The organism is Streptomyces sp. AC1-42W, assembly GCF_003248355.1.
Classification (GTDB): domain Bacteria; phylum Actinomycetota; class Actinomycetes; order Streptomycetales; family Streptomycetaceae; genus Streptomyces.
This window is the reverse complement of the sequence record NZ_QKWY01000002.1, coordinates 2,328,814-2,354,474: the sequence shown is the minus strand read 5'-3', so window position 1 is coordinate 2,354,474 and position 25,661 is coordinate 2,328,814. Positions and strand designations below refer to the sequence as shown.

Below are 25,661 nucleotides of genomic sequence, written 5' to 3'. Positions count from 1 at the left end.
GCTCCGGCATTCGGCCGCCGCGATCCGCGACGTCACGGACGGCCGGGCGGCCTCATTCGGCCTCGCTCTCCCGTCGCCATTCGGCGACCATGCCCCGCAGCCGGCCCATGCCCTCCCAGTACCCCGCGACGGCCTGCCGCCCGTGCGGCGTCAGTTCGACCCAGGTGCGCGGGCGCTTGCCGGAGAACCCCTTGGTGACGCGTACGACCTCCGCCTTCTCCAGCACGGTCAGATGCGCGCTGAGGTTGCCCCGGGAGAGTCCGGTGACCCGGTGCAGGAAGAGGAAGTCGGCACTGTCACACGCCGCCAGCGCCGAGACGATGGCGAGCCGGCCGGGTTCGTGAATGAGCCGGTCCAGGCCGGCGAGTTCCTCGAAAGGCGTACCCACCGCCGCTCACTCCTCCGTGGCGAGGCTGCGCCGGACGATCAGCCTGCCCCACAGCGCCACTGCCGCGCCCGCGAGACAGACCAGGGCCAGCAGGTACTCGACGACCGAGAGCGGATGCCGGTCGGTGCCGAGCATCGAGGCCGGCGGCAGCAGTCCGGCCACCAGGCCGAGGCCGCCGACCAGTCGGACGGGCAGCGCGAGGGGGCCCAGCCGGACCGCGCAGCCCAGCAGCACCACGGAAACCGCCAGCCCCTCGGGGCTGACCGGCGTGTCGAGGTCCAGCGCGTGGAGCCCGCCGACAAGCACGGTGCCCAGCACGGTGAGGAGGATCATCCGCTGCCCCACGCGGCGCTTGGGGCGCACATCGCCGTAGGTGTCGGTGAACCTGCGGTTGGCCCGTACCGCCAGCAGGGTGGCGACCAGCCCGGCGGCCACCACGCCTCCGTACCAGACGGGTGTGTCGAGCCCCGGCGCGGCCGGGGTGCCCGCGAACAGCACGAAGGCGAACACCAGCAGAGCCGGGACGACCACCGTGCCCTGCAGCATCTCGTAGTGGGCGCTGATGAAGCGAACCCGGTCCAGGCCCGCCGTTCCCCCTGTGCCGCTGTTCCCGGCCATGCCGCACTCCTCTCGTCGGAGTCCTCGTCGTGATCCTTGACGACAAGGCTACCCAATAGGTCTGCGAGACAAACAGATCTGAACTGCAGACTCATTGGCGACCCGGCGCCGGACAACCGCCGGCGCCCCGAGCGCCCCTGTCGGACTCTTCGGCGGGCTGGTATGGTCGGGCGCGGCGAGCACCGGAACCTTCCGCTCCGACATGTCGCTCTCGCTCGCCGAATCGCGATCCGGCCACGGACCCGGTCGGCACCGAGGTGGTCGTGGAGTACGCGACGGACCTGTTCGACCCGTCCCCGGTCGGAGGTTTCATGCGCCGTTGGACCCGGCTTTCGGAGCAAGCCGCCGCCAATTCCTCAGCGCGCATGGAGAAGTCGGAATCACGTAACGGCGCCGAGTACGGTCAACCGCTGACGGACCGGCACCGGTCAATCCCCGAACTGGCCGCGACCGGCCCGATAGCCCCATGACCGAACCCAGCGCAGCAACGAACCCGGCCGGGCCCGCAGGAGTCTCAAGCGTCAGGAAACGGGGAACCATGTCGCGAGGCGCTTCGCGATAGCCGGTACGTCGATGTTGTCCTGCGCGACTTCCTCGACGAACGGGCCGGCCACGCAGACGGGTGGCGGGGCGGTGCCGGCGCTGACACCGTTGAAGCGCAGGAAGACACGCATGGCAAGCCAGGCGGTGCGCTTGTTGCCGTCGATCAGCGCGTGATTGCGAGCGACGGAGTGCAGCAGGGCAGCCGCCTTCTCGTGCAGCGTGGGATACAGCTCGGCCCCGAACACGTTCGTCCGGGGCCGTTCGATCGCTGACACCAGAAGTCCCATGTCACGCACGCTGTGCTCGGTGGCGTTGACCGTGCGAGCGATGGCCAGAATCTCGTCGATCTGGATGTAGCGCACGTCGGTCACTTCAGGTAGTCCAGGATCTCCGCGTCACTGTCCATCAGCTCGGCCAGGACGTCGTCGACCTTCAGCTCGGCCCGGTCCTGGGCGTCGCGGATCGCCTCAATGGCAAGCTCCTGCTTGCTGCGGCCCTCCCGACGAGCCCGCTCGGTGAGCCTCGCGTCAAGGTCTTCGGGGAGCCGGAGTGTCATCGCCATACAGCAATGATACCGGACTGGTATCTGAGGGGGAGCGCCAAAGGGTCAGGCACCCTTGTCCGCAGGCTCCAGGATCGCCACGCACTCCACATGGTGCGTCATCGGAAACACGTCTCGAGAGGGAGGATCTCACATAACCCCAGGTCAGCCAGTGTCACGGTCAGGTGTTCCGCATGACCGACAGCACCGCCGTCCTCGGCACCGGGATCCCTCGGCCGCGCAAGAACGCGGCTCGGTTCGACTCGGTCGAGACCCGTGGTCGACGAAGCCTGCACCTTCCACGATCCGCTCGCTGGGGTCAGGGCGGTTCACCTGCACGCCGGCCCGCCGGCAACTGACGGGTCGGCGACGATCACCAGAGCTTGTCGATCTCCCCTGGATACAGCTCGATGCGGGAGTGACGGAACGACGCTTGCGCCTGACGGCCCGCGGCCGAGAAGAAGCCCGATATCGTGACCTTGTCGAAGCCGGGCTGATCGCTGGGGAAGGGGGCCTGCGGCGTTCCTCCGATGAGCACGGCTCCCGGAAGCACACGCCAACCGGCGCTCTCATAGAACGGCCGCAAGGGGCGATCACACGTGAACAGGCCCAAGTCCAGGCCCTGGGCGGTCCATCCTCTCCCGCGCCGCTGCCACCAACCGCCGACCGTACCCACGGCCACGTGCCTGCTTGCTCGTCACCACCGTGCTCAGCCCACCGGCAGAAAGACGCCGGCCGATACGGACGATCTCTTTGAACAGGATGTCCAGCGCGGCCAGCACGGTTCCCTCGCCCACAAGCAGCATCGACAACGGCCGCAGTGCGGGATCGTGGGTGGGGGTGGCCACAGGAGCGTCCGGCCCCGCCTCGGACGGCCATGCCTGTTCCTGGATCTCTCTCACCTGGACACGCAGGTCGGCGGAAGTGGCTGCTTCTGGAGACGACAAGATCTGCACGCGTCGATTGTGCTCATGCCCCGCGCAAGCGCAAGCGGCTCAACCGATGACGATCACGCTTTGCCACGAGATCAACACAGGAAGAGCCGAGGCCGAACCCCGCAGAGGCTCGGCCTCGACCACGTCGGCCAAGTCGTTCTACCGGAGGTAGCGGGCCAGCAGGTCGTCCAGGGTCACGATGCCAGTGAGTCGTCCTGCGCCGTCGTGGACCACGGCAAGTGACGCCCTGCGCCGGCGTAGGGCCTCGATCGCCTCGGCGACCGTGGCGTCCTCCGCCAGTTCGGGCACGGGCCGTGCCAGCGCGCGGGCGCCGGTTGCCCGCCCCTGCGCTCGCGCCACGAGGACATCGCGGGCATGCACCGAGCCGAGCATCGCGTCGCCCTGGCGGACCAGCAGCCGGGTGCGGCCGTGAGCGGCGGCCAGACTCACGATCTGCTCCGCGTCGGCGTCGGCGTCGACGGCCACGATGTCGGCGGCCGGGACCATCAGGTCGCGTACGGGCGTCTCGGGCTCGGTCAGTGACCGGGTCAGCAGATCGGAGTCCGTTTCACTGATCAGGCCGAGTCGTTCGGACTCCTCCACCAGGTGGGTGAGCTGCTCCCGGTTGTGGACAGAGGCCAGTTCGTCGCGCGGGGTGACCCGGCAGAGACGGACCAGGGCGTTGCTGATCCGGTTGAGGACCCCGATCAGCGGTCGTACGGCGGTCACGATGGCGCGGAAGGGCGCGGACAGCAGCATCGCGGAGCGCTCGGGGTGGGCAATGGCCCAGGACTTGGGGGCCATCTCGCCGAGGACCATGTGCAGGAACACCACGACGATCATCGCCACGGCGAAGGCCACGCCGTAGCTGAGCGCGGTGGGCAGGCCCAGCTTGTGCAGCAGCGGGTCCAGTTCGTGGGAGATCGCGGGCTTGGACACGGACCCCAGACCCAGGGTGCACACGGTGATGCCCAGCTGGGCGCCGGCCAGCATCAGCGAGAGCTCACGCATGCCGGCCAGCGCGGCCTTGGCGCCGCGCTGCCCGTCGGCCACGGCCTTCTCCATACGGTGCCGCTTGGCGGCGACCAGCGCGAATTCGGCCGCGACGAAGAACCCACTGCCGACGAGCAGCAGGACGGTGACGAAGAGCGCCGTCGGGAAACTCATGCCTGCTCCTCCGCCTTCTCGGCCAGCCGCTCGATCCGGATCCGTTCGGGCACGTGCCGGTCCAGAGTGCGTACGTCGATCACCGCGCTGCCACCCTCACGCAGCTCCACGGTGAGCCGGTCCCCGATCGTCGGAAAGCGCCCCAGCCGGTCGATGACGAGCCCGGCCACGGTTTCGTAGTCGTCCTCCTCGGGCAGCTCGACGCCGGTCGCCTCGGCCACCTCGTCCAGGCGGCGCCCGGCATCCACCAGCCAGCCCTCGCCGTCCGCGACGGCCACCTCGGTGACGGTGTCCGACTCGTCGGCGATGTCACCCACCAGTTCCTCGGCGATGTCCTCGTAGGTGACGACGCCGGCCACGCCTCCGTGTTCGTCCAGGACGACGGCGAACTCGTCGTCGTCCTCGCGCATCCGCGCCACGGCATCCGGCAGCGGCAAGGTGTCCGGCAGCAGCAGCGGACGCCGGGCCGCTGCCCCGGCCGTGGCGGCGGTGGCCTGCCCGGCGGGCAGCCTCATCAGCTCCCGGACGCCCAGTACGCCTGCGACGTCGTCCGGATGGTCGCCGAGTACGGGGTAGTTGGAGTGGCCGTGCCGGGCGATGAGGGTGACGGCCTCGGCGGCCGTGGCGTCCTTTCGGACGAAGACCGCGTCGGCCCGCGGCACCATCACCTCGTGCAGCGTCCGCTCGGAGAACTCCAGGGCGTGGTCGAGCAGCTCGGCCGTGCCGCGCGGCAGCTCACCCCGTTCGTGAGACTCTCCGATCAGGTGGCCCAGCTCCTCCAGGGTGGCGCCGTGGTGCAGTTCCTCGACCGGTTCGATGCCGACCCCGCGCAGCAGCCTGTTGGCCGCCCCGTCGAAGATCCGGACGACCGGGCCGACCACCTTCAGGTAGCCCAGGGTGGAACCGGCCAGTGCCTTGGCCAGCCGTTCCGGGACGGCGATGGCGAGGTTCTTCGGGGCCAGCTCGCCCAACACCATCTGCACGACCGTGGCGAGGACGAAGGCGAGGACGACGGAGATGCCGGTGACGGCGCCGTCGGGGATGCCGATGCCGGAGAGCACGGGCCGCAGCAGCACGGAGACGGACGGCTCGGCAATGAAGCCGACCACCAGACCGGTCACCGTGATGCCGAGCTGGGCGCCCGAGAGCATGAACGACAGCCGCCCCAGCACCTTCAGAGCACGGGCGGCCTTCTTGTCGCCCCCTTCGGCCTCACGCGCGAGAGCGAGCCGGTCGGCCGAGACGTAGGCGAACTCCTGGGCGACGAAGTAGCCGGTACCCGCGGTCAGCACGAACACGGCCAGCACACCCAGCCAGGCTTCCACGGCGCTCATCCCGCACCACCCCGCCGCGCGCCGTGCTCAGGAAGTACCGGGCGCAATGGTCGCGGACTGTGCCCCGAAGGGTCCGTCGATCTGGCGGACAAGCTCTGGCTCCCTCACTAGACGTGCGGACATATAAACGATTCTGCCCGAAACCGGGTTCCCGGCATCGCCGCGTGCCGACCCTGTGTCGGGCCCGCTGCCTACTCCGTCCCGACAGGTGGCCGAAGGCGAGACCCCCTCGTGAGTGGTCTCTGGCCAGGTCAGGAGCGCCTTTCGGCCTTTCCGGGCGGGGCCGGCCGGAGCGCGCCCCCTGCCCGCCGGACCGACTCTATACTTCTACACATTTGTAGAAACAGGTCCGGGGGCGACCCTGGCCGCACTCCCTGGAGACACACATGGCTTCGATCGATCTGGACAAGGTGCTGGACAAGGCGTGGGCGGACAAGAGCCTGCCGGAGATACTCGCCGCTCCGGTCGCGGCACTGAAGGGCGTCTCCGACCGCGACGGCGAACTGCTCGACGAGGCGTTCGGAGTCAAGACGGTGGCGGACCTGGCCGAATTGAAGTACGTCCGCTGGGCCCAGGCACTCGCCGCTCTCGAAACCGCCAAGTAGTCCCCGACACGCGGGGGGGGCGCCGTCCGTCCACATCCTTCCCGCCGGACGGCGCCACTTCATGGAACACGAGTACGCACAAGGAGTGGACACCACTATGGTGTTCAAGCGACTTCTCGGCTCGCTCGGTGTGGGCGCCCCCACGGTCGACACGGTTCTCGACCCGGCTCCCGGCCTGCCCGGCTCCACGCTGACCGGCCGGGTTCACCTCAAGGGCGGGCAGGCCGACTTCGACATCGAGCACATCACACTCGAGCTGGTGGCCCGGGTCGAGGCGGAGCACGAGGACGGGGAGAGCGAGGGCGTCGTCGTCTTCGACCGGTTCACCGTCGGCGGCGGCTTCCGGCTCGGGGCGGAAGAACCGTGCAGTGTGCCCTTCCGCATCACGCTGCCCTGGGAGACGCCGATCACCCAGCTGTACGGACAGCCGCTGGGCGTCGCGCTCGGCGTGCGCGCCGAGCCGGCGGTCGCCGGCGCCAAGGACAAGGGCGACCTCGACCAGCGCACCGTCACGGCCCTGCCCGTCGCCGAGCTTGCCGCCGAAGGTCCCAACTCACGCGAGTCACGTCCCTGAACCAACGGCTCCAGCCCGATGACCTGCGGGTTCCCGCGCCTTGATCTCTTACACCACCCGGCGGTACGCCATCCGGTCAGGCGCGGCCGAGGGGCCCCTGTCAAGCAGGTGTCCCCGTGCCGACCTCGTGCCGATCCGTGCCGCCGGGCACCTGCGTGGCCGGTTCGCCGGTGACGTTCACCGAGCGTTTGCGTCCCAGGCGGGGGTGGAGGAGGACGAAGGCGACGACCGCCGCCAGGAACGTGAGCCCCGCCGAGACGATCAGGCACAGGCGCATGCCGTCGAGGAAGGCGTCACCGACCGCGCCGAAGACCTGGCCGGTCTGCGGACCGAGGTCCATCGAGCCCACCGCGCCGAGGCCGGCGTCCCGCGTCGCGTCGGTGACCTGGTCTGCCACCGCGCCGTTCACCCCCGCGTCGGCGAGGTGGCCGGGGAGGGAGGAGACGGCGCGGCTGGTGAGGAGGGCGCCGAGCACCGCGGGACCGAGCGCTCCGCCGACCTGGCGGAAGGCGTTGTTGCCCGCCGCCGCCATCCCGGCCAGGGGGTGCGGTACGGAGGCCACGGCGACGGCCGTCATCGGCGTCGTCACCAGCCCCATGCCCAGACCCAGCAGGAACAGCCGCCAGGAGAACGAGGCGAAGGAGGTGTCCGCGCCGGCGTCGAGCAGGGTGAGCAGGGCGGCCGTCGACACGAGCAGCCCCGTGGTCATCATGAGGCGCGGGGAGAACCGGTGCATGACGCGCCCCGCGACACCGCTGACGATCAGCGCGGCCACGGTGATCACGAGCAGCCGCCAGGCGGTGCCGAGCGTGTCGAGCCGCTGGACCATGCCGAAGTAGAGACTCAGCACGAAGAAGAAGCCGATCATGCCCATGAACATGATCATGGCGACGAGGGCCGTGGCGGTGAAGCCCGGACTGCGGAAGAGCGCGAGGTCGAGCATCGGGTGCGCGGAACGCCGCTCGGTCACGACGAAGAGAACGCCGCTGACTGCGGCGACGGCGAGCACGACGACGACCTGCGTGTCGCCGAAAGAGCCCGCGCCGCCCTCGATGACGCCGTACACGAGCGCGCTGATGGCGAGCGCCGCGGTGATCTGCCCGGCCCAGTCGAGCCGCCCGGCGCGCGGTGCGCGGGACTCCGGCAGGGACCGCAGCGATATGACGACGGCGACGAGGGCCGCGGGGAGTGGTACGAGGAAGATCCAGCGCCAACCGGCGTGGCTGAGGATCACCCCGGCCAGCACACTGCCGACGGCGAGCGCACCCAGCAGGCACATCGCCCAGATGCCGATGAACTTCCCGCGTTCACGGTGGTCGGGTACGGCGTGGCTGATGAGGGCCAGTGTCGTGGGCAGCAGCGCGGCGGCGCCCAGTCCGGACAGTGCCTGCCCGGCCCACAGCTGGCCGATGGAGTGCGCGGTGAGCGACGTGGCCGCGCCGGCGGCGGAGAGCAGCAGTCCGGCCACGAAGACCTTGCGCCGGCCGTGTACGTCGCCGAAGATCCCGGCGGTGAGGATGAAGGCCGCCATCGGCAGCACGAAGGCGTCCGACACCCAGGTCAGCTGCGAGGTCGTCGCGGACAGCGCCGACTGGATGGCGGTCAGGCTGACCGAGACGCTGGTCACCGGCAGGTAGGCGACGAAGACCCCGAGACAGGCCAGGACGATGGTCGCGCCGCGACGATGCACGGCGGAGGACGGTGACTGGGACAACACAACTCCTTCGCGGCGCCGGGATCCGGCGCCGCGGGGAAAGGACGGGAGGGCCGCGCGGGACGTCGTCGGCCGGGGGCCCGGGAACGAGTGTCAAGCGCCCACCCGAGTCTTCACCGAAGGAGGGCTTTCCATCAAATCGGACCCACGGAACCGAAGGAAACCCGTACCAGGGGCAGGCTCGCCGCATACTTGCTCCATGGCCGACACTCTGGACAGTCATATCCTCCACGCACTCCACATCAGCCCCCGGGCACCGTTCCGGCTGGTCGGAGAGGTGGTGGGGGCGTCGGAGCAGACCGTCGCCCGCCGCTACCGAACGATGCGCCGCACGGGGACGGTACGGGTGGTGGGACTCGTCAACCCGGCGGTGCAGGGTCTGGTGGCGAGTGTGGTCCGGATCTCCCTGCGCCCCGACCGGATCGACGCCTGCGCCGAGGCGCTGACGCGGCTTCCCGATGTCTCCTTCGCGCACATCTCGTTCGGCGGCTCGGAGATCGTGTGCTCGATGGCAACACCCTACGAGGGGCGAATGCCCGAGGTGCTGCGCCAGCTCGCCCGCACACCGGGGGTGCTGCAGATCGACACACGTATGACTCTGCACACCTACTCCCCGCCCGGCGCCGGCTGGGGGCAACTCGGCCCGTCGCTCCCCGAGGAGGCGGTGAGGCACCTCCGCGAGCACCACCCGCGCACCACCCCTCAGGGCCCGCCGCTCGAACCGCACGAGGAGGACGCCGCCCTGCTCGGCGCGCTCGCCGAGGACGGCCGAGCGAGTCAGGCCACGCTCGCCGGCCGCACCGGCTGGACGACCGGACGGGTCGCGCGGCGCCTGGAGGCACTGGAGCGCTCCGGCACCCTGTTCTACGACGTGGACCTGGCCCTGGAGAAGCTGGGCTACCCCTTCAGCGCCGCCCTCTGGCTGACCACCTCCCCCGCGCGGCTGCACGAGACGGGCTCGACCGTCGCCGCGCTCCCCCGGGTCGTGTTCGCCTGCGCCACGACCGGGACACAGAACCTCATGGCCATCGTCATGTGCACGGACATCACCGACTTCTACGACTGGCTCAGCCGCCGGCTGGCGACGGTGCCCGGGGTCACCGGCTACACGGTCAGCGTCCGGCTGCGCTCCCTCAAGCAGGCCGCCTCACTCGTCTCTCAGGGACGGCTGATCGCGGCGCCCCGGTAAGGGGTCTCGGCCTGCTCGTGACCATCGGGGACGTCCTCGACGGCGGGTCGACCACCCGCAGTGCGGAGTGCCGGGCCGGACGCCCTTCTCCGCTGGTTTCCGGGGCTGGACCGTCAAATGAGCGGCACCGGCCGTCCTCGGACGGGGCCCGCAGTGCCCCGACGTAGTCCGGTCGGAACGTAGTCCCGGTCAGAACGTAGTCCGGTCAGACGGTGCACACGGCGTGAGCGCCCATGCTCGGCGAAGCCGCGCCAGGCCCCACTGGTCGTGGGTGGCCATCGTGATGCTCCGGGCCCAGCATGAGGACGAATCCTCGGTCAGGGCCTCGTACGTCACCTACGGCTGCACGAAGGAACTGGCTGTGACTCCCGCCCCGGCTGAAGCCGGGGGAGGTGTCACCTGGTTGCCTGCTCCGCAGACCGGGCCGGCAGGACGAGTCGGAACGTGCAGCCCTCGCCGGGTAGCGTGTCGAGTTCCAGTCGTCCGCCGTGCCCTCGGCGATCGCGGCGGCGATCGACAGGCCGGGACCCATGCAGCCCTCCGCTGTGACCACCCGACGACAGGGTGAAGACCGAACGGCAGTACCAGCGCCCCGATCGATGACGATCCATCAGGACGAGCGTCAACTGAGCGTCGAGACGGTCAGCCTCCCTTCCTGCCGAGAGAGGCGAAGAGCGCATCGCCATCCCGGCACAATCCCTGAACGCCAGGTCAGACGGCGTTCGTCACCAGACGACGCGCTTCACGCCGTGTACTTCAGGAAACAGGTCGAGCACGCCCGGCCATACTGGCCGATTCACAAGAAACAGCAGTTCAGACGCCCTTTGTAGTGCGCTCCAGAATCGCCACGCACTCCACGTGATGCGTCATCGGGAACAGGTCGAACGCTCGCAGGGTCCGGACGCGGTAGCCGCCGTCGCGGAAGTAGGCCAGGTCTCGGGCCAGGGCGGCCGGGTCGCAGGCGACGTAGGCGATGCGGCGGGCGCCCAGGGTGGTCAGTTGCTTCACCGTGGACCTGCCGGCGCCCGCGCGGGGCGGGTCCAGGACGATGAGGTCGCATTCGGTGATGCCGGTGCGGGGCAGGACCTGCTCGACCTTGCCGTGTTCGATGCGGACCCGGTCCAGGTCGCGGAGGTTGTGCCGGGCGTCCTCGACCGCGCGCTTGCCGGACTCGATGCCGAGCACCGCGCCCTTCTCGCCGATGCGCTGGCCGATGGCGCCGGCGAAGAGGCCGACGCCGCAGTACAGGTCGAGGGCGGTGTCGTTCTTGCGGGGCAGCAGGCCCTGCATGACCGCGCGGACCAGGGTGTCCGCGGCCTTGGGGTGGACCTGCCAGAAGCCGCCGGAGCCGACGCGGTACGTGCGGTCGTCGGCGCGTTCGCGGACGAAGGCGCGGCCGTGGACGCGGTGCACCCCGCCGTCGCGTTCGTCGACGCGCAGGACGGAGACCGGCTTGTCCAGCTCGACCAGGGGGAGGCGGCCGCCCGGCCGGGGGGTGAGGATGACCTGGCGGTCGTGGGAGCCGGTGGCGGCGATCGCCTCGACGGTCGCCATCTGCGGCCAGTCCTGCTGCTCGACGCCCAGCTCGGAGACGCCCGGCGCGGCGATCATGCAGTGGTCGACGATCTCGATGTCGTGCGAGCGGTGCTTGCGCAGGCCGACGCGGCCGTCCGCGTCGATGGCGTACTGGACGCGGGTCCGCCAGGCGGGCACCTCGCCCGCCGGGAGCTTGTCGCCCTCGGCCGGTACGACCGTGCCGTCCCAGCCGGCCTCCTCCGGGGTGAGGCCCGCCAGGCGCTGGAGCTGTTCGGCGACGACCTCGCCCTTCAGGCGGCGCTGGGCGCCCGGCTTGGCGTGCTGCCAGTCGCAGCCGCCGCACTTGCCGGGGCCCGCGAAGGGGCAGGGGGCCGACACCCGGTCCTTGGACGCCTCGATGATCTCCACCGCGTCCGCGCGCAGGAAGCGCGAGTCCTCGGAGCCGTCGGTGATCCGGGCGACGACCTTCTCGCCGGGGAGCGTGTGGCGGACGAACAGGACCCGGCCCTCGTCGGTGCGCGCGATGCAGTGGCCGCCGTGCGCGACCGGGCCGACCTCGACCTCGTACTCCCGTCCGACCAGCGACTCCGGCGGTGTCTCCCCGGTCTGCGGCGACGTGGATTCGTTCTGCATGAGGGGATGGCTCCAGGGAGGGAAGGGGGACGGCCGGCGGCCGGACGACAACCTACGAGTCTACGTGGGTGTGGCCGGGCCGCCGACCACGGACGGCTCCCCCGCCTCGGCCCCTCACACCTTGGGCGTCGGCTCCTTGGAGTTCCGGCGCTCCACCGGTCCCCGGCGTACCGAGCCCGGAGCCGACCAGTTGGCGCGCTTGCGGGCGCGCTTCTTGGCCGCCTCGGAGGACTCCAACTGGTACGGGACCGAGGTGACCATCACACCGGGTGTGAAGAGCAGCCGGCCCTTGAGCCGCAGGGCGCTCTGGTTGTGCAGCAGATGCTCGTACCAGTGGCCGACGACGTACTCCGGGATGTACACGCTCACGACGTCGCGCGGGCTCTCCCGGCGCAGGCCCTTGACGTACTCGATGACCGGGCGGGTCACCTCGCGGTACGGCGAGTCGAGGATCTTCAGCGGCACGTTGATGCCGCGCCGCTCCCAGTCCTCCCGCAGGGCCTTCGTCTCGGCCGCGTCCACGCTGATGGAGAGCGCCTCCAGATGGTCCGTACGGATCAGCTTGGCGTAGGCCAGGGCGCGCAGGGTGGGGCGGTGGAGCTTGGAGACCAGGACGATGGCGTGGACCCGCGAGGGGCGGATCGACTCGTCCGGTGACGTCTCGTCGGCGGCGATCTCCTCGGCGACCCGGTCGTAGTGCTTACGGATCGCGGTCATCGTGCCGTAGAAGATCACCATGCCGAGCAGCGCCACCCAGGCGCCGTGGGTGAACTTGGTGGCGAGGACGACGACGAGCACCAGACCGGTGAAGAAGGCGCCGAAGGTGTTGATCGCGCGGGAGCGGATCATGCGGCGGCGCTTGGCCTGGTCCTTCTCGACGGCGAGATGGCGGTTCCAGTGCCGGACCATGCCCGTCTGGCTGAGCGTGAAGGAGACGAACACGCCGACGATGTACAGCTGGATGAGGCGGGTCGAGTCGGCGCCGTAGACGACCACCAGCGCGATCGCCGCGCCGGCCAGCAGCACGATGCCGTTGGAGAAGGCGAGCCGGTCACCGCGGGTGTGCAGCTGGCGGGGCAGGTAGCGGTCCTGGGCGAGGATCGAGCCGAGCAGCGGGAAGCCGTTGTACGCGGTGTTCGCGGCGAGGAAGAGGACGAGGGCGGTGGCAGCGGCGAGGATCACGAAGAAGAACGTGCCGTCGCCGAAGACCGCGGCGGCGACCTGGGAGATGACCGGGTCCTGGACGAAGCCGGAGCCGACCGGCCGGCCGTCGCTGATCAGGTCCTTCGCCGGGTTCTCGGCCATCTTGACGTCGGTGGCCATGGCCAGCGCGATGATGCCGCAGAACATGGTGACGGCCAGCAGGCCCATCATCGCCAGCGTGGTCGCGGCGTTCTTGCTCTTCGGCTTGCGGAACGCGGGTACGCCGTTGCTGATCGCCTCGACGCCGGTGAGCGCCGCACAGCCGGAGGAGAAGGCGCGCAGCAGCAGGAAGACCAGCGCGAAGCCGGCCAGCCCCTGGTGCTCGGCCTTGATGGTGTAGCCGGAGGTGGGGGCGTGCATGGTGTCGCCGAGGACGAGCCCGCGGAAGGCGCCCCACAGGAGCATGATGAAGACGCCGGCCACGAAGAGGTACGTGGGGATGGCGAAGAGCTTGCCGGACTCCTTGACCCCGCGCAGGTTCATCAGGGTCAGCAGCACGATGGCCGCGACCGCGCACGCCGTCTTGTGCTCGACGACGAAGGGGATCGCGGAGCCCAGGTTCTCCACGCCGGAGGCGATCGACACGGCGACGGTCAGCACGTAGTCGACCAGCAGGGCGCTGGCCACGGTCAGCCCGGCCTTGGGCCCCAGGTTGGTGGTGGCGACCTCGTAGTCGCCGCCGCCGCTGGGGTAGGCGTGCACGTTCTGCCGGTAGGAGGCGACCACCGTGAACATCAGGACGACGACCGCGACGGCGATCCAGGGACTGAAGTGGTACGCCGACACGCCCGCGATGGACAGCACCAGAAGGACTTCTCCGGGTGCGTACGCCACCGAGGACAGCGGGTCGGACGCGAAGACGGGGAGGGCGATGCGCTTGGGGAGGAGCGTCTCCCCCAGCTTGTCGCTGCGCAGCGCCCGCCCGATCAGAATCCGTTTGGGCACGTCGGTCAGTTTGGACACGCTGAGGATCGTAAGGGTTCCGTATGGAGCCCGCCCCCGCCTGACGTGCGTGGCCCGCCAATCTCCTGCGCTCGGCCGGAAACGCCGCGGAATCCTTAACGCGATCCTTGCGCCGCGCCCGCCCGCCGCCCGGCTCCGCCGCGCGAGGGGGCCACTCGGATGAGGCGCCGCGACGGGCCCGGCATAAGCTCAATGCCGGGCGACGGGGCACCCCGTTGCCCCGTTGTTTGCCCGGCCAGCCGAGGAAAGAGTGTGAGCAGGGTGTTTTCGCAGGTCAGCCGGAAGACCAGGACTGCGAGGTAGGCGCAAGGTGCACATCGTCATCATGGGCTGCGGGCGAGTGGGAGCCGCTCTCGCGCAGACCCTGGAGCAGCAGGGGCACACGGTCGCCGTCATCGACCGGGACCCCACGGCGTTCCGGCGCCTCGGCTCCGGCTTCGGCGGACGCCGCGTCACCGGGGTCGGATTCGACCAGGACACCCTGCGGGACGCGGGGATCGAGGAGGCCGGCGCGTTCGCCGCGGTGAGCAGCGGCGACAACTCCAACATCATCGCGGCCCGGGTGGCGCGCGAGATGTTCGGCATCGAGAACGTGGCGGCCCGGATCTACGACCCGCGGCGGGCCGAGGTGTACCAGCGCCTGGGCATTCCGACGGTCGCCACCGTGCGCTGGACGGCGGACCAGATGCTGCGCCGGCTGCTGCCCTCGGGCGCGGAGCCGCTGTGGCGCGACCCGAGCGGCGGGGTGCAGCTCGCGGAGGTGCATACGACCCCGTCCTGGATCGGCCACAAGATCAGCACGCTCCAGGAGGAGACGGGCGTACGCGTCGCCTTCCTCACCCGGTTGGGCGAGGCCATGCTGCCGTCGTCGCAGACGGTGCTCCAGGAGGGCGACCTCGTCCACGTGATGATGCGTACGGACGAGATCGCGAAGGTCGAGGCGGCCTTCGCCGAGGGCCCCGAGGAGGGCGGTCACTGATGCGTGTCGCGATTGCCGGGGCCGGTGCGGTGGGGCGTTCCATCGCGGGCGAGCTGCTGGAGAACGGGCACGAGGTGCTGCTCGTGGACAAGGCGCCGACCGCCATCTCGGTGGAGCGGGTGCCGATGGCCGAGTGGCTGCTGGCGGACGCCTGTGAGATCACGTCGCTGGACGAGGCGGCGCTGCAGCGCTGCAACGTCGTGATCGCGGCGACGGGTGACGACAAGGTGAACCTGGTCGTCTCGCTGCTGGCGAAGACCGAGTACGGCGTGCCGCGCGTCGTCGCGCGGGTGAACAATCCGAAGAACGAGTGGCTGTTCAACGAGGCGTGGGGCGTCGATGTGGCGGTCTCCACGCCGCGTCTGATGTCGGCGCTGGTCGAGGAGGCGGTGAGTGTCGGCGATCTGGTCCGGCTGCTGCGCTTCAGCCACGGCGACGCGAACCTGGTGGAGCTGACGCTGCCGCCGGAGTCGGCGCTCGCGGGTACGCAGGTCGGGGACGTCGCCTGGCCGGAGGACACCTCGCTGGTGACGATCATCCGGGGTCAGCGGGTGCTGACGCCGAGCCCGGAGGAGAGCCTGGAGGCGGGTGACGAGCTGCTGTTCGTGGCCGCGCAGGCGCGCGAGGAGCAGTTGGAGGATCTGCTGTCGGTGCGCCGGGGCGATCCGGAGGACTGAGTACGCGGAAGGGGCCCGTCACCGGTGGTGACGGGCCCCTTTCCATGAGCGTCAGGCGTCCTGGCTCCGGGCGGCTTCGGCGGCGGCCTTGCGGGCCTTCTCGGCCTCCTCCTCCGCCTCCATCTCGGCGAAGACGTCGATGGGCGGCGGCGCCTTGGCGAGGAACACCCAGGTCAGGTAGACGGCGAGCAGGAACGGCGGGATCTTGAGGGCGACCAGGACCCAGCCGAGCTGGGTGGTGTCGGCCCACCAGTACAGCGGGAAGAGGACCGCCGACTTGGCGAGGAGGATCAGCCCCCAGGCGTAGCTGGCCTTGACGTACGCCTTCTTGCGGCCGGGGTTACGGGTGCGCCAGGAGAGGTTCTCCTTGAAGACCGGGCCCAGGATGAGGCCGATCAGGGGCAGTCCGGCGGCCGCGGTGACCAGGTACGCCGCGGCGAGGCCGAGGGTGTAGAGCATGCCCGGCAGGTAGAAGTCCTTGGCGTTGCCCGTCATCTTGGCGAAGACCACACCGAAGGCCACGCCGAAGACGCCGCTGAAGGCGTGCTTGACGGTGTCCTTGCGGATGAGCCGCACGGCGAACAGCACCAGCGACACCGCGACGGCCGCGATGGCCGAGTTGGTGAGGTTCTTGTCGATGGTGAAGATCGTGACGAAGAGCAGTCCGGGCAGGACCGTCTCCACCATGCCCCTCACGCCGCCGAACGCCTCGAAGAGGGCGGCCTCGGTGACCGCCCTGCTGTCGGCGTCCTGCTGGTCGGTGGTGCGGTCCGTGTCGGACGTCGGCTTGTCGAGAGACGTCACCGGCTACTCCTTGCCGAGCGGTCGGAGTTCGTATTTGGGGTTGAACAGCACCCGGCGGCCGTGGCTCATGGCGATCCGGCCGGAGGCGATGAGCTTGCGGCCCGGTTCTATGCCCACGATGGAGCGGCGGCCGAGCCAGACCACGTCGAGCGGCGCGGTGCCGTCGAAGAGCTCCGCCTCCAGGGCGGGCACTCCGGCGCGCGGCCGCAGGGTGACCGTCCGCAAGGTACCAGTCACCTTGACGATCTGGCGGTCGGTGCACTCGGAGATGCGGGTGCACCCCGATGCCTGCGTGTCCTCCTCCAGCTCCTCGCACTCCAGGTCCTGCTGGGAGCTGGAAAGCCGGTCCAGCATCCGGCGGAAGCGCCCGGACGGCCGGTCGCCCTTGTGGGGCTTCTCGGATCGGGGAACAGCACTCATACCCGAAGGGTACCGGTCCCGCGGGCGCGTGGCGGGTGGCCGCCGTCTCACTCGAACGAAGGACTGTGCGCGGCCGTCTCGGGGGCGGCCGGCGGTTTCAGGCGCGCTCGAAGCGGTAACCCATGCCGGGCTCGGTGACGAAGTGGCGGGGATGGGAGGGATCGGCCTCCAGCTTGCGCCGCAGCTGGGCCATGTAGACCCGCAGATAGTTGGTCTCGGTGCCGTACGAGGGGCCCCAGACCTCCTGGAGGAGCTGGCGCTGGCTGACGAGCCGGCCGCCGTTGCGGACCAGGACCTCCAGCAGATGCCACTCGGTGGGGGTGAGCCGTACGTCGCGGCCGTCGCGGTGGACCTTCTTGGCGGCCAGGTCGACGGTGAAGCCCGCGGTCTCCACGACGACGGCCTGGTCCCCGCCGCCCGGCCCGACCGGCTCCGCCCGGCGCACCGCGGCCCGCAGCCTGGCCAGCAGCTCGTCCATGCCGAACGGCTTGGTCACGTAGTCGTCGGCCCCCGCGTCCAGCGCCTCGACCTTCTCGTCGGAGGTGTGGCGGGCCGAGAGCACCAGGATCGGGACGCGGGTCCAGCCGCGCAGGCCCCGGATCACGTCCACGCCGTCCATGTCGGGCAGCCCGAGGTCCAGGACGACGACGTCGGGGTGGCGGGCGGCGGCGAGCTGGAGGGCGGTGGCCCCGTCTGGCGCGGCGTCCACCTCGTACTTGCGCGCCTTCAGGTTGATCACGAGGGCACGCACGATCTGCGGCTCGTCGTCGACCACTAGCACGCGGGTCATCGCGGTCCTGCCTTTCTGCTGGGCGTACGTCGTTGCGCGGAGCGGTCCGCCGGTCATGGGGTGAGACGCGCGGTCATGAGGTGACCCGCGCGGGCAGGCCGGGGGCGGCGGGGGCGTGGCCGGGTGCCGCCTTGACGGTGAGGACCATGGTGAGGCCGCCGCCGGGGGTGTCCTCGGCGTCCAGCGTGCCGCCCATGGATTCGGCGAAACCGCGGGCGACCGCGAGGCCGAGGCCGACCCCGGACCCGCGCGGGGCGTCCCCGTAGCGCTGGAAGGGTTCGAAGATGCGTTCCTTGCCCTCGTCGGGAACGCCCCGGCCCCGGTCGGCGACCCGGAGTTCGACGCGGTCGCCGTGCGCGCTGGCGGCCACGGTGACGCGGTCGCCGTCGGGGTTGTACTTGACGGCGTTCTCCACGATGTTGGCGACGGCCCGCTCCAGGAGGCCGGGATCGACGGCGACCATGGGCAGCGTCTCGGGGATGTCCAGGTCGACGCTGTCCTCGGGGACGCCGCCCAGGGCCATGGGCACCACCTCGTCCAGGTCGATCTCGCGGATGAGCGGGGTGACGGTGCCGGTCTGGAGGCGGGACATGTCCAGGAGGTTGCCGACGAGGTGGTCGAGGCGGTCGGCGCCGTCCTCGATGCCTTCGAGGAGTTCCGCCTCGTCGTCCTCGGACCAGGCGACGTCGTCGGAGCGCAGGGAGGAGACGGCGGCCTTGATCGCGGCGAGCGGGGTGCGCAGGTCATGGCTGACGGCGGCCAGGAGCGCGGTCCTGATGCGGTTGCCCTCGGCGAGTCTGCGGGCCTCCTCGGCCTCGTCCACCAGGCGTTCGCGTTCCAGGACGACGGCGGCCTGGGCGGCGAACGCGCCGAGCACCCGGCGGTCCTCGGCGGGCAGCACCCGGCCGGTCAGGGCGAGCGCCATGTGGTCGCCGACCGGCATGTCCACGTCGGCGTCCTCGGGCCGGGCGGCCGGGGCCGGGCCGACGCTGCCGGCGCAGGTCCAGGGATCGACGTCGCTGCTGCGCTCCAGCAGGGCGACGGAGCCCATGCCGAAGGTCTCGCGGACCCGGTCCAGGAGCGCGGGCAGTGTGGTCTCACCGCGCAGCACGCTGCCGGCCAGGAAGGACAGGATCTCGGCCTCCGCGCGCAGCCGGGCGGCCTGGTGGGTGCGGCGGGCCGCGAGATCCACCACGGAGGCCACCGCGACCGCCACCGCGAAGAAGATCACGATGGCGACGAAGTTCTCCGGGTCCTGGACGGTGAGGGTGTGGGTGGGCGGGGTGAACCAGTAGTTGAGGAGCAGCGAGCCGGCGGCGGCCGAGGCGAGGGCGGGCAGCAGTCCGCCGATGAGGGCGGCGCCGACGGTCATGAAGAGGAAGAGCAGGACGTCGTTGGCGAGGCCGGGACCGCTCTCCAGGGCCTTGAGGAGGACGGCGAGGAGGACGGGGCCGCCGACGCCGACCGCCCAGCCCCAGATGATGCGGGCGCGGCCGAGGCGGGCGCCGCGTGCCATGGGCAGGCCCCGGCCCTTGGCGACCTCGCCGTGGGTGACGATGTGGACGTCGAGGTCGGTGCCGGACTCGCGTGCGACGGTGGCGCCGACGCCGGGTCCGTAGATGTACTGCCAGGTCTTGCGGCGGCTGGAGCCGAGGACGATCTGGGTGGCGTTGACGCCGCGCGCGAAGGCCAGGAGCGCGGAGGGTATGTCGTCGCCGATGACGTGGTGGAAGGTGCCGCCCAGGTCCTCGACGAGGGTGCGCTGGACGGTCAGCTCCTTGGGCGAGGCCGCGGTCAGTCCGTCGCTGCGGGCGATGTAGACGGCGAGGATCTCGCTGCCGGAGCCCTTGGCCGCCATGCGCGCGGCGCGGCGGATGAGGGTGCGGCCCTCGGGGCCCCCGGTGAGGCCGACGACGATGCGTTCGCGGGCCTGCCAGGTGGTGCGGATGTTGTGCTCGCCCCGGTACTGCTGGAGGTATTCGTCGACCCGGTCGGCGACCCAGAGGAGAGCCAGTTCGCGCAGGGCGGTGAGGTTGCCGGGGCGGAAGTAGTTGGAGAGGGAGGCGTCGATCCGGTCCGGTTTGTAGATGTTGCCGTGGGCCATGCGGCGGCGCAGGGCCTGGGGCGACATGTCGACCAGTTCGAGCTGGTCGGCGCGGCGGACGACCTCGTCGGGCACGGTCTCGCGCTGGCGTACGCCGGTTATGGACTCGACGACGTCGCCCAGGGATTCCAGGTGCTGGATGTTGACCGTGGAGACGACGTCGATGCCGGCCTGGAGGAGTTCCTCGACGTCCTGCCAGCGCTTGGCGTTGCGGGAGCCGGGCACATTGGTGTGGGCGAGCTCGTCCACCAGGGCGACGGCCGGGGCGCGCTCCAGGACGGCGTCGATGTCCATCTCGGTGAACAGGGCCGTGCGGTGCTCCATCTCCCGGCGGGGCACGGTTTCCAGGCCGTGCAGCATGGTCTCGGTGCGCGGCCGGTCGTGGTGTTCGACGAAGGCGACGACGCAGTCGGTGCCCCGCTCGACGCGCCGGTGCGCCTCGGCGAGCATCGCGTACGTCTTGCCGACGCCGGGTGCCGCCCCGAGGTAGATCCGAAGTTTGCCGCGCCCCATGGCCCCATTGTCTTCCGAAACCGGCGGCCGCCGTCCTGGCGGCCCTGGTTCGAAAGTACCTGGTGAATTTCCGGCATATCGGACGGGGAGTGGGAAGGCGGCGGGAATTGACACAACCCTGATACGGCGGCGGGGCCGCAGGCCGGCGCTCCCGCTACGGCCGCGCAGCCGCCGGTCAGTGCTCGATGATGTGCCCGTCGCCGAGCTCCAGCACCCGGTCGGCCAGGCCCAGCAGCTGGGCGTCGTGGGTGGCGACGAGCGCGGTGACGTTCTCGCTGTGCACGACGGCGCGCAGCAGCTCCATCACCGCGAGCCCGGTCTCCTGGTCGAGCTGCCCGGTGGGCTCGTCCGCGATCAGCAGGGCGGGCCGGTTGGCGAGCGCGCGGGCGATGGCCACCCGCTGCTGCTGGCCGCCGGACATCTCGCCGGGGCGCTGCGCCGCGTGGTCGGCGAGGCCGACGAGGGAGAGCAGCAGCGACACCCGCTCCTCGCGCTCGCGGGGGTCGGCCTTGCGCAGCCGCAGAGGTACGCCGACGTTCTCCGCCGCCGTGAGGATCGGGATCAGGCCGAAGGACTGGAAGATGAAGCCGATGCGGTCCCGGCGCAGCTCCAGCAGCCCGTTCTCGCCGAGGGTGGAGAGGTCGGTGCCGTCCACGGTGATCCGGCCGCCGTCCGGGCTGTCCAGGCCCCCGACGAGGTTGAGCAGGGTGGTCTTGCCGGAGCCGGAACGGCCCTTGAGGGCGACCAGCTCGCCGCGCGGCACCTCGAAGGAGACGCCGCGCAGCGCGTGCACGGCGCCCGCGCCGGAGCCGTAGGAGCGGCGCAGGTCCTCGACGCGCACCATCGGGCCGTCGGCGAGGACCGTCCCGGTGCCCCCGCCGGTGCTCGTGTCGGCGCTGTTCTCGGTCATGTCGCTCCCCCGTGGGTCCTCGGCTGTCGGCCGCCAGTATGTGCAGGTGGCACGGGACGGGGCAATGCCCCCGGATGCGGTCCGGAGGCATCGCCCCGCCGTTCAGCCCGTCGCCAGCCGGCGCAGCGCGACGTTGAGCCGGAGGACGTTGACGCGCGGTTCGCCGATGAAGCCGAGGAGGCGGCCCTCGGTGTGCCGTTCGACCAGCGCGGCGACCCGGTCGGCGTCCAGGTGGTTGCGGGCGGCGACGCGGCGGACCTGGAGCTGTGCGTACGCCGGGGAGATGTGGGGGTCGAGCCCGGAGCCGGAGGACGTGACCGCGTCGGCGGGCACCTGCGCGGGATCGACCGGGTGGCCGGGGACGGAGTTGTCCCGGACGACGGCCGCCCGGGCGGCGGTGACCCGGTCGATCAGCTCCGGGCTGTCGCCGGCCAGGTTGCTCGCGCCGGAGACGAGCAGCGAGTAGCGGGTGTTGCGGCTGTTGGTGCCGAGCCCGGCGGAGGGGCGCGGCTGGAACCAGCGCAGATCGGGCTGTGCGCTCTCCCCGTCCTGCGTGGCCGGCAGGTCGTAGCGCTGGCCGATGAGGGCGGAGCCGACGACCCGGCCGCCGTCGGTGATCCGGGAGCCGTCCGCGCGGTGCGGCATGAGCGTCTGCGCGGCCCCGGTGACGGCGAGCGGGTAGAGGACGCCGCAGACCAGGGTGAGGACGAGCAGGGCGCGCAGGGCGGCCCAGACCTGGCGGGCGGGGTTGCGTACGGGTGTGTGCATGGCGGGTCAGCCGATTCCGGGGAGGAGGGAGAGGAGCAGGTCGATGAGCTTGATGCCGGCGAAGGGCGCGATCAGCCCGCCGATGCCGTAGACGGCGAGGTTGCGCCGGAGCAGGGCGGACGCGCCGCCGGGCCGGTGGCGTACGCCCCGCAGGGCGAGCGGCACGAGCGCGACGATGATCAGCGCGTTGAAGATCACGGCGGAGAGGATCGCGGTCCGGGGCGAGGACAGGTCCATGATGTTGAGCCGGTCCAGGCCCGGGTACACGGCGGCGAACATCGCGGGGATGATCGCGAAGTACTTCGCGATGTCGTTGGCCAGCGAGAACGTGGTGAGCGCGCCCCGGGTGATCAGCAGCTGCCTGCCGATCTCCACGATCTCGATGAGCTTGGTCGGGTCGGAGTCCAGGTCGACCATGTTCCCGGCCTCCTTGGCGGCCGCGGTCCCGCTGTTCATGGCCACGCCGACGTCGGCCTGCGCGAGCGCCGGGGCGTCGTTGGTGCCGTCGCCGGTCATCGCGACGAGCGCGCCACCGGCCTGCTCCCGCTTGATGAGGGCCATCTTGTCCTCGGGCGTGGCCTCGGCCAGGAAGTCGTCGACCCCGGCCTCCCTGGCGATGGCCTTCGCGGTGAGCGCGTTGTCCCCGGTGATCATGACGGTGCGGATGCCCATCCGGCGCAGCTCGGCGAACCGCTCGGGCATGCCCTCCTTGACGACGTCCTTGAGGTGGACGACGCCCAGGACCCGGGCGCCGGCCGTGTCCTCGGTGGCCACCAGGAGCGGGGTGCCGCCCTCGGCCGCGATGTCGTCGGCGAGCCGGCGCGCCTCGCCGGGGACGCTTCCGCCGCGCTCGCGCACCCAGGCGGAGACCGCCCCGGCGGCGCCCTTGCGGACGCTGCGCCCGGCCACGTCCACGCCGGACATGCGGGTGTGGGCGGTGAAGGCGACCCAGGTGGCGTCGCTCAGCTCGTCCGCGCGGGGTTCGCCCTGCCCGTACCGCTCCCCGGCGAGGGCGACCACGGACCGGCCCTCGGGGGTCTCGTCGGCCAGCGAGGCGAGCCGGGCGGCCCGCGCCAGTTCCTCGCCGGTGACCCCGGCGACGGGCAGCAGGGCGGTGGCCCGGCGGTTGCCGTGGGTGATGGTGCCGGTCTTGTCGAGCAGCAGCGTCGAGACGTCCCCGGCCGCCTCGACGGCCCGCCCGGACATCGCGAGCACATTGCGCCGCACCAGCCGGTCCATGCCCGCGATGCCGATCGCGGAGAGCAGCGCGCCGATGGTGGTCGGGATGAGGCAGACCAGCAGCGCGGTGAGCACGGCGACGGACTGCTCGCCGCCCGCGTACACGGCGAAGGGCTGGAGGGTGACCACGGCGAGCAGGAAGGCGATCGTCAGGGACGCCAGCAGGATGTTCAGGGCGATCTCGTTGGGCGTCTTCTGCCGGGCGGCTCCCTCCACCAGGGCGATCATCCGGTCGATGAACGTCTCGCCGGGCCGGGTGGTGATCCTGATGACGATGCGGTCGGAGAGCACCTTCGTACCGCCGGTGACGGCGCTGCGGTCGCCGCCGGACTCGCGGATGACGGGGGCGGACTCGCCGGTCACCGCGGACTCGTCCACGCCGGCCACGCCCTCCACGACGTCCCCGTCGCCGGGGACGATGTCGCCCGCCTCGCAGACGACCAGGTCGCCGACGCGCAGCTCGGTGCCGGCGATCCGCTCCTCGCGTCCGCCGGTCAGCCGGCGGGCGACGGTGTCGGTCTTCGCCCGCCGCAGCGTGTCGGCCTGGGCCTTGCCGCGCCCCTCGGCGACGGCTTCGGCGAGGTTGGCGAAGAGCGTGGTCAGCCACAGCCAGCCGGTGATCGCCCAGCCGAACAGGTCGCCGGGGTCGCGGGCGGCGAGCACGGTGGTGACGACGGACCCGGCGAGCACCACGCACATGACGGGTGAGGCGGCCATCGCCCTGGGATGGAGCTTGCGCACCGCCAGGGGCAGCGCGGCGAGCAGCGTCCTGGGGTCGGACAGCGCCGCGCCGGTGCGGACCTGCCGCGCGGCCGGCGGTATCGGGGCCGGCCGGGGTGTGGGTGGGGTCATGACGCGAGCCCTTCGGCGAGCGGGCCCAGGGCGAGGGCCGGGAAGTAGGTCAGGCCGGCGACGACCACCACGACCGCGGCGAGCAGTCCGCCGAACAGCGGGGTGTGGGTGGCGAGGGTGCCGGAGTTGGCCGGTACGGGCCGCTGCTCGGCCAGCGAGCCGGCCAGGGCGAGGACGAACACCATGGGCAGGAAGCGGCCCAGCAGCATGGCGAGCCCGATGGTGGTGTTGAACCACGGTGTGTCCGCGTTCAGCCCGGCGAACGCCGAGCCGTTGTTGTTGGCGCCGGAGGTGTAGGCGTACAGGATCTCGGAGAAGCCGTGCGCCCCGGAGTTGGCGGTGGAGTCGGGCGGGGTGGGCAGGGCGACGGCCGCCGCGGTGAAGCCGAGCGCCAGGGCCGGGGTGACCAGGAGGTAGCAGGCGGCGAGCTGGATCTCGCGGACGCCGATCTTCTTGCCGAGGTATTCGGGTGTGCGCCCGACCATCAGACCGGCGATGAACACCGCGACGAGCGCCATGATCAGCATGCCGTACAGCCCGGAGCCGACGCCGCCGGGGGCGATCTCGCCGAGCTGCATGCCGAGCAGCGTGAGGCCGCCGCCGAGGCCGGTGTACGAGGAGTGGAAGGAGTTCACCGCGCCGGTGGAGGTGAGTGTGGTGGCGACGGCGAACAGCGACGAGCCGCCGATGCCGAACCGGGTCTCCTTGCCCTCGGTGGCGCCGCCCGCGAGCTCGAACGCGGGGCCGTGGTGGGCGGACTCGGTCCACATCATCAGCGCGGAGAAGCCGAGCCAGAAGACGAGCATGGTGCCCAGCAGCGCGTACCCCTGCCGGACGGAGCCCACCATGCGGCCGAAGGTGCGGGTCAGCGCGAACGGGATGAGAAGGATCAGGAAGATCTCGAAGAGGTTGGACAGGCCGCTGGGGTTCTCGAAGGGGTGGGCCGCGTTGGCGTTGAAGTAGCCGCCGCCGTTGGTGCCCAGCTCCTTGATGGCCTCCTGGGAGGCGACCGCGCCGCCGTTCCATTCCTGACCGCCGCCGGTGAACTGCCCGACCTCGTGGATGCCGGCGAAGTTCTGTATCGCCCCGCAGGCGACGAGGACGAGCGCGCCGACCGCGGCGAGCGGCAGCAGGACGCGTACGGTGCCGCGCACCAGGTCGCACCAGAAGTTGCCGAGTTCCCCGGTGCGCGATGCGGCGAACCCGCGGACGAGGGCGATCGCGACGGCCATGCCGACGGCGGCGGAGAGGAAGTTCTGCACGGCCAGACCGCCGGTCTGCACGAGGTGGCCCATGGCCTGCTCGCCGGCGTACGACTGCCAGTTGGTGTTCGCGACGAACGAGGCGGCGGTGTTGAACGCCTGGTCCGGGTCGATCGAGGAGAAGCCGAGCGAGCCGGGCAGGACGCCCTGGAGCCGTTGCAGCAGATACAGCAGGAGGACGCCTACGGCGGAGAAGGCGAGGACACCGCGCAAATAGGCGGCGCGGCGCATCTGCGCGCCGGGGTCGGCGCCGATCGCCCGGTAGATCCACCGCTCGGCCCGCAGATGGCGGGTCGAGGTGTAGACGCGGGCCATGTGGTCGCCGAGCGGGCGGTACGCCAGCCCCAGCGCCACCACAAGCGCGAGGAGCTGGAGCACACCGGAGAGGACGGGGCTCATA

General features: G+C 71.1%; 23 protein-coding genes and 1 pseudogene. 5 read left to right on the top strand and 19 right to left on the bottom strand.

Translation table 11 applies throughout. The features are described 5' to 3' along the window. Window positions 1–52 precede the first annotated feature (52 nt). The 8 genes from DNK56_RS28590 to DNK56_RS28560 form a co-directional block, all read right to left on the bottom strand. Complete coding sequence (locus tag DNK56_RS28590) at window positions 53–388, bottom strand: winged helix-turn-helix domain-containing protein (RefSeq protein ID WP_111338664.1); 336 nt, start codon at window positions 386–388, stop codon at window positions 53–55. 6 nt (window positions 389–394) lie between these two features. Continuing rightward, window positions 395–1,006, bottom strand: a complete 612-nt coding sequence (locus DNK56_RS28585) for a hypothetical protein (protein ID WP_111338663.1) — start codon at window positions 1,004–1,006, stop codon at window positions 395–397. Window positions 1,007–1,527: 521 nt separating this feature from the next. Next, window positions 1,528–1,920 (bottom strand): type II toxin-antitoxin system death-on-curing family toxin, encoded by a 393-nt coding sequence (locus DNK56_RS28580; RefSeq protein ID WP_111338662.1) that lies wholly within the window; start codon window positions 1,918–1,920, stop codon window positions 1,528–1,530. Continuing rightward, complete coding sequence (locus DNK56_RS28575; RefSeq protein WP_111338661.1) at window positions 1,917–2,111, bottom strand: ribbon-helix-helix protein, CopG family; 195 nt, start codon at window positions 2,109–2,111, stop codon at window positions 1,917–1,919. Before DNK56_RS28575 ends, DNK56_RS28580 begins: the two co-directional genes overlap by 4 nt. Before the next feature lie 352 nt (window positions 2,112–2,463). Then, window positions 2,464–2,628, bottom strand: a complete 165-nt coding sequence (locus DNK56_RS36255) for a hypothetical protein (protein ID WP_241990110.1) — start codon at window positions 2,626–2,628, stop codon at window positions 2,464–2,466. A 55-nt stretch (window positions 2,629–2,683) separates the two neighbouring features. Then, window positions 2,684–3,046 (bottom strand): hypothetical protein, encoded by a 363-nt coding sequence (locus tag DNK56_RS36250; RefSeq protein WP_241990109.1) that lies wholly within the window; start codon window positions 3,044–3,046, stop codon window positions 2,684–2,686. Between the two features lie 138 nt (window positions 3,047–3,184). Further along, window positions 3,185–4,192, bottom strand: a complete 1,008-nt coding sequence (locus DNK56_RS28565) for a hemolysin family protein (protein WP_111338660.1) — start codon at window positions 4,190–4,192, stop codon at window positions 3,185–3,187. Beyond that, complete coding sequence (locus DNK56_RS28560; RefSeq protein ID WP_111338659.1) at window positions 4,189–5,526, bottom strand: hemolysin family protein; 1,338 nt, start codon at window positions 5,524–5,526, stop codon at window positions 4,189–4,191. Before DNK56_RS28560 ends, DNK56_RS28565 begins: the two co-directional genes overlap by 4 nt. Window positions 5,527–5,912: 386 nt before the next feature. On the opposite strand from DNK56_RS28560, the gene DNK56_RS28555 reads away from it, so the two are divergent. Together DNK56_RS28555 and DNK56_RS28550 are read left to right on the top strand one after the other, a co-directional pair. Further along, on the top strand, window positions 5,913–6,131 hold the full coding sequence (locus DNK56_RS28555; RefSeq protein WP_111338658.1) for a hypothetical protein: 219 nt from the start codon (window positions 5,913–5,915) through the stop codon (window positions 6,129–6,131). A gap of 97 nt (window positions 6,132–6,228) precedes the next feature. Beyond that, window positions 6,229–6,675 (top strand): annotated as a pseudogene (locus DNK56_RS28550) (sporulation protein); the annotation flags it as partial. Window positions 6,676–6,805: 130 nt separating this feature from the next. Here DNK56_RS28550 and DNK56_RS28545 read toward each other — a convergent pair. Beyond that, the gene (locus DNK56_RS28545) at window positions 6,806–8,419 is read right to left on the bottom strand and encodes an MFS transporter (protein WP_241990108.1); all 1,614 of its coding nucleotides are present in this window, start codon (window positions 8,417–8,419) and stop codon (window positions 6,806–6,808) included. 199 nt (window positions 8,420–8,618) lie between these two features. On the opposite strand from DNK56_RS28545, the gene DNK56_RS28540 reads away from it, so the two are divergent. Continuing rightward, window positions 8,619–9,608 carry an Lrp/AsnC family transcriptional regulator gene (locus tag DNK56_RS28540; protein WP_111338656.1) on the top strand — a complete coding sequence of 330 codons (990 nt, stop codon included), beginning with the start codon at window positions 8,619–8,621 and terminating at the stop codon, window positions 9,606–9,608. An 813-nt stretch (window positions 9,609–10,421) separates the two neighbouring features. Here DNK56_RS28540 and DNK56_RS28535 read toward each other — a convergent pair. Further along, a complete protein-coding gene (locus DNK56_RS28535; protein WP_111338655.1) occupies window positions 10,422–11,777 on the bottom strand; it encodes a class I SAM-dependent RNA methyltransferase in 1,356 nt (451 codons plus the stop codon). A 114-nt stretch (window positions 11,778–11,891) separates the two neighbouring features. Then, on the bottom strand, window positions 11,892–13,943 hold the full coding sequence (locus DNK56_RS28530; RefSeq protein WP_111338654.1) for an APC family permease: 2,052 nt from the start codon (window positions 13,941–13,943) through the stop codon (window positions 11,892–11,894). Between the two features lie 310 nt (window positions 13,944–14,253). Between DNK56_RS28530 and DNK56_RS28525 the strand changes: the two genes are divergently transcribed. Together DNK56_RS28525 and DNK56_RS28520 are read left to right on the top strand one after the other, a co-directional pair. Beyond that, complete coding sequence (locus DNK56_RS28525) at window positions 14,254–14,922, top strand: potassium channel family protein (protein ID WP_111338653.1); 669 nt, start codon at window positions 14,254–14,256, stop codon at window positions 14,920–14,922. Further along, window positions 14,922–15,599 (top strand): potassium channel family protein, encoded by a 678-nt coding sequence (locus DNK56_RS28520; RefSeq protein WP_111338652.1) that lies wholly within the window; start codon window positions 14,922–14,924, stop codon window positions 15,597–15,599. The genes DNK56_RS28525 and DNK56_RS28520 overlap by 1 nt, the downstream gene beginning before the upstream one ends. Window positions 15,600–15,650: 51 nt before the next feature. Here DNK56_RS28520 and DNK56_RS28515 read toward each other — a convergent pair whose 3' ends face one another. The 8 genes from DNK56_RS28515 to kdpA form a co-directional block, all read right to left on the bottom strand. Further along, entirely contained in the window at window positions 15,651–16,403 is a 753-nt protein-coding gene (locus DNK56_RS28515) for a DUF3159 domain-containing protein (protein ID WP_111338651.1), read from the bottom strand. A 3-nt stretch (window positions 16,404–16,406) separates the two neighbouring features. Further along, complete coding sequence (locus DNK56_RS28510) at window positions 16,407–16,823, bottom strand: OB-fold nucleic acid binding domain-containing protein (protein ID WP_199563594.1); 417 nt, start codon at window positions 16,821–16,823, stop codon at window positions 16,407–16,409. A 97-nt stretch (window positions 16,824–16,920) separates the two neighbouring features. Further along, complete coding sequence (locus DNK56_RS28505; protein ID WP_111338649.1) at window positions 16,921–17,613, bottom strand: response regulator; 693 nt, start codon at window positions 17,611–17,613, stop codon at window positions 16,921–16,923. 73 nt (window positions 17,614–17,686) lie between these two features. Next, a complete protein-coding gene (locus DNK56_RS28500; protein ID WP_111338648.1) occupies window positions 17,687–20,230 on the bottom strand; it encodes a sensor histidine kinase in 2,544 nt (847 codons plus the stop codon). A 175-nt stretch (window positions 20,231–20,405) separates the two neighbouring features. Continuing rightward, the gene (locus DNK56_RS28495; protein WP_111338647.1) at window positions 20,406–21,140 is read right to left on the bottom strand and encodes an ABC transporter ATP-binding protein; all 735 of its coding nucleotides are present in this window, start codon (window positions 21,138–21,140) and stop codon (window positions 20,406–20,408) included. A gap of 102 nt (window positions 21,141–21,242) precedes the next feature. Further along, the gene (gene kdpC / locus DNK56_RS28490) at window positions 21,243–21,908 is read right to left on the bottom strand and encodes a potassium-transporting ATPase subunit KdpC (RefSeq protein ID WP_111338646.1); all 666 of its coding nucleotides are present in this window, start codon (window positions 21,906–21,908) and stop codon (window positions 21,243–21,245) included. Window positions 21,909–21,914: 6 nt separating this feature from the next. Beyond that, on the bottom strand, window positions 21,915–23,999 hold the full coding sequence (kdpB, locus tag DNK56_RS28485; RefSeq protein ID WP_111338645.1) for a potassium-transporting ATPase subunit KdpB: 2,085 nt from the start codon (window positions 23,997–23,999) through the stop codon (window positions 21,915–21,917). Next, window positions 23,996–25,660: a potassium-transporting ATPase subunit KdpA gene (gene kdpA, locus DNK56_RS28480; RefSeq protein WP_111338644.1), complete on the bottom strand. Its 1,665-nt coding sequence runs from the start codon at window positions 25,658–25,660 to the stop codon at window positions 23,996–23,998. Before kdpA ends, kdpB begins: the two co-directional genes overlap by 4 nt. Between the last annotated feature and the right edge of the window lies 1 nt (window position 25,661).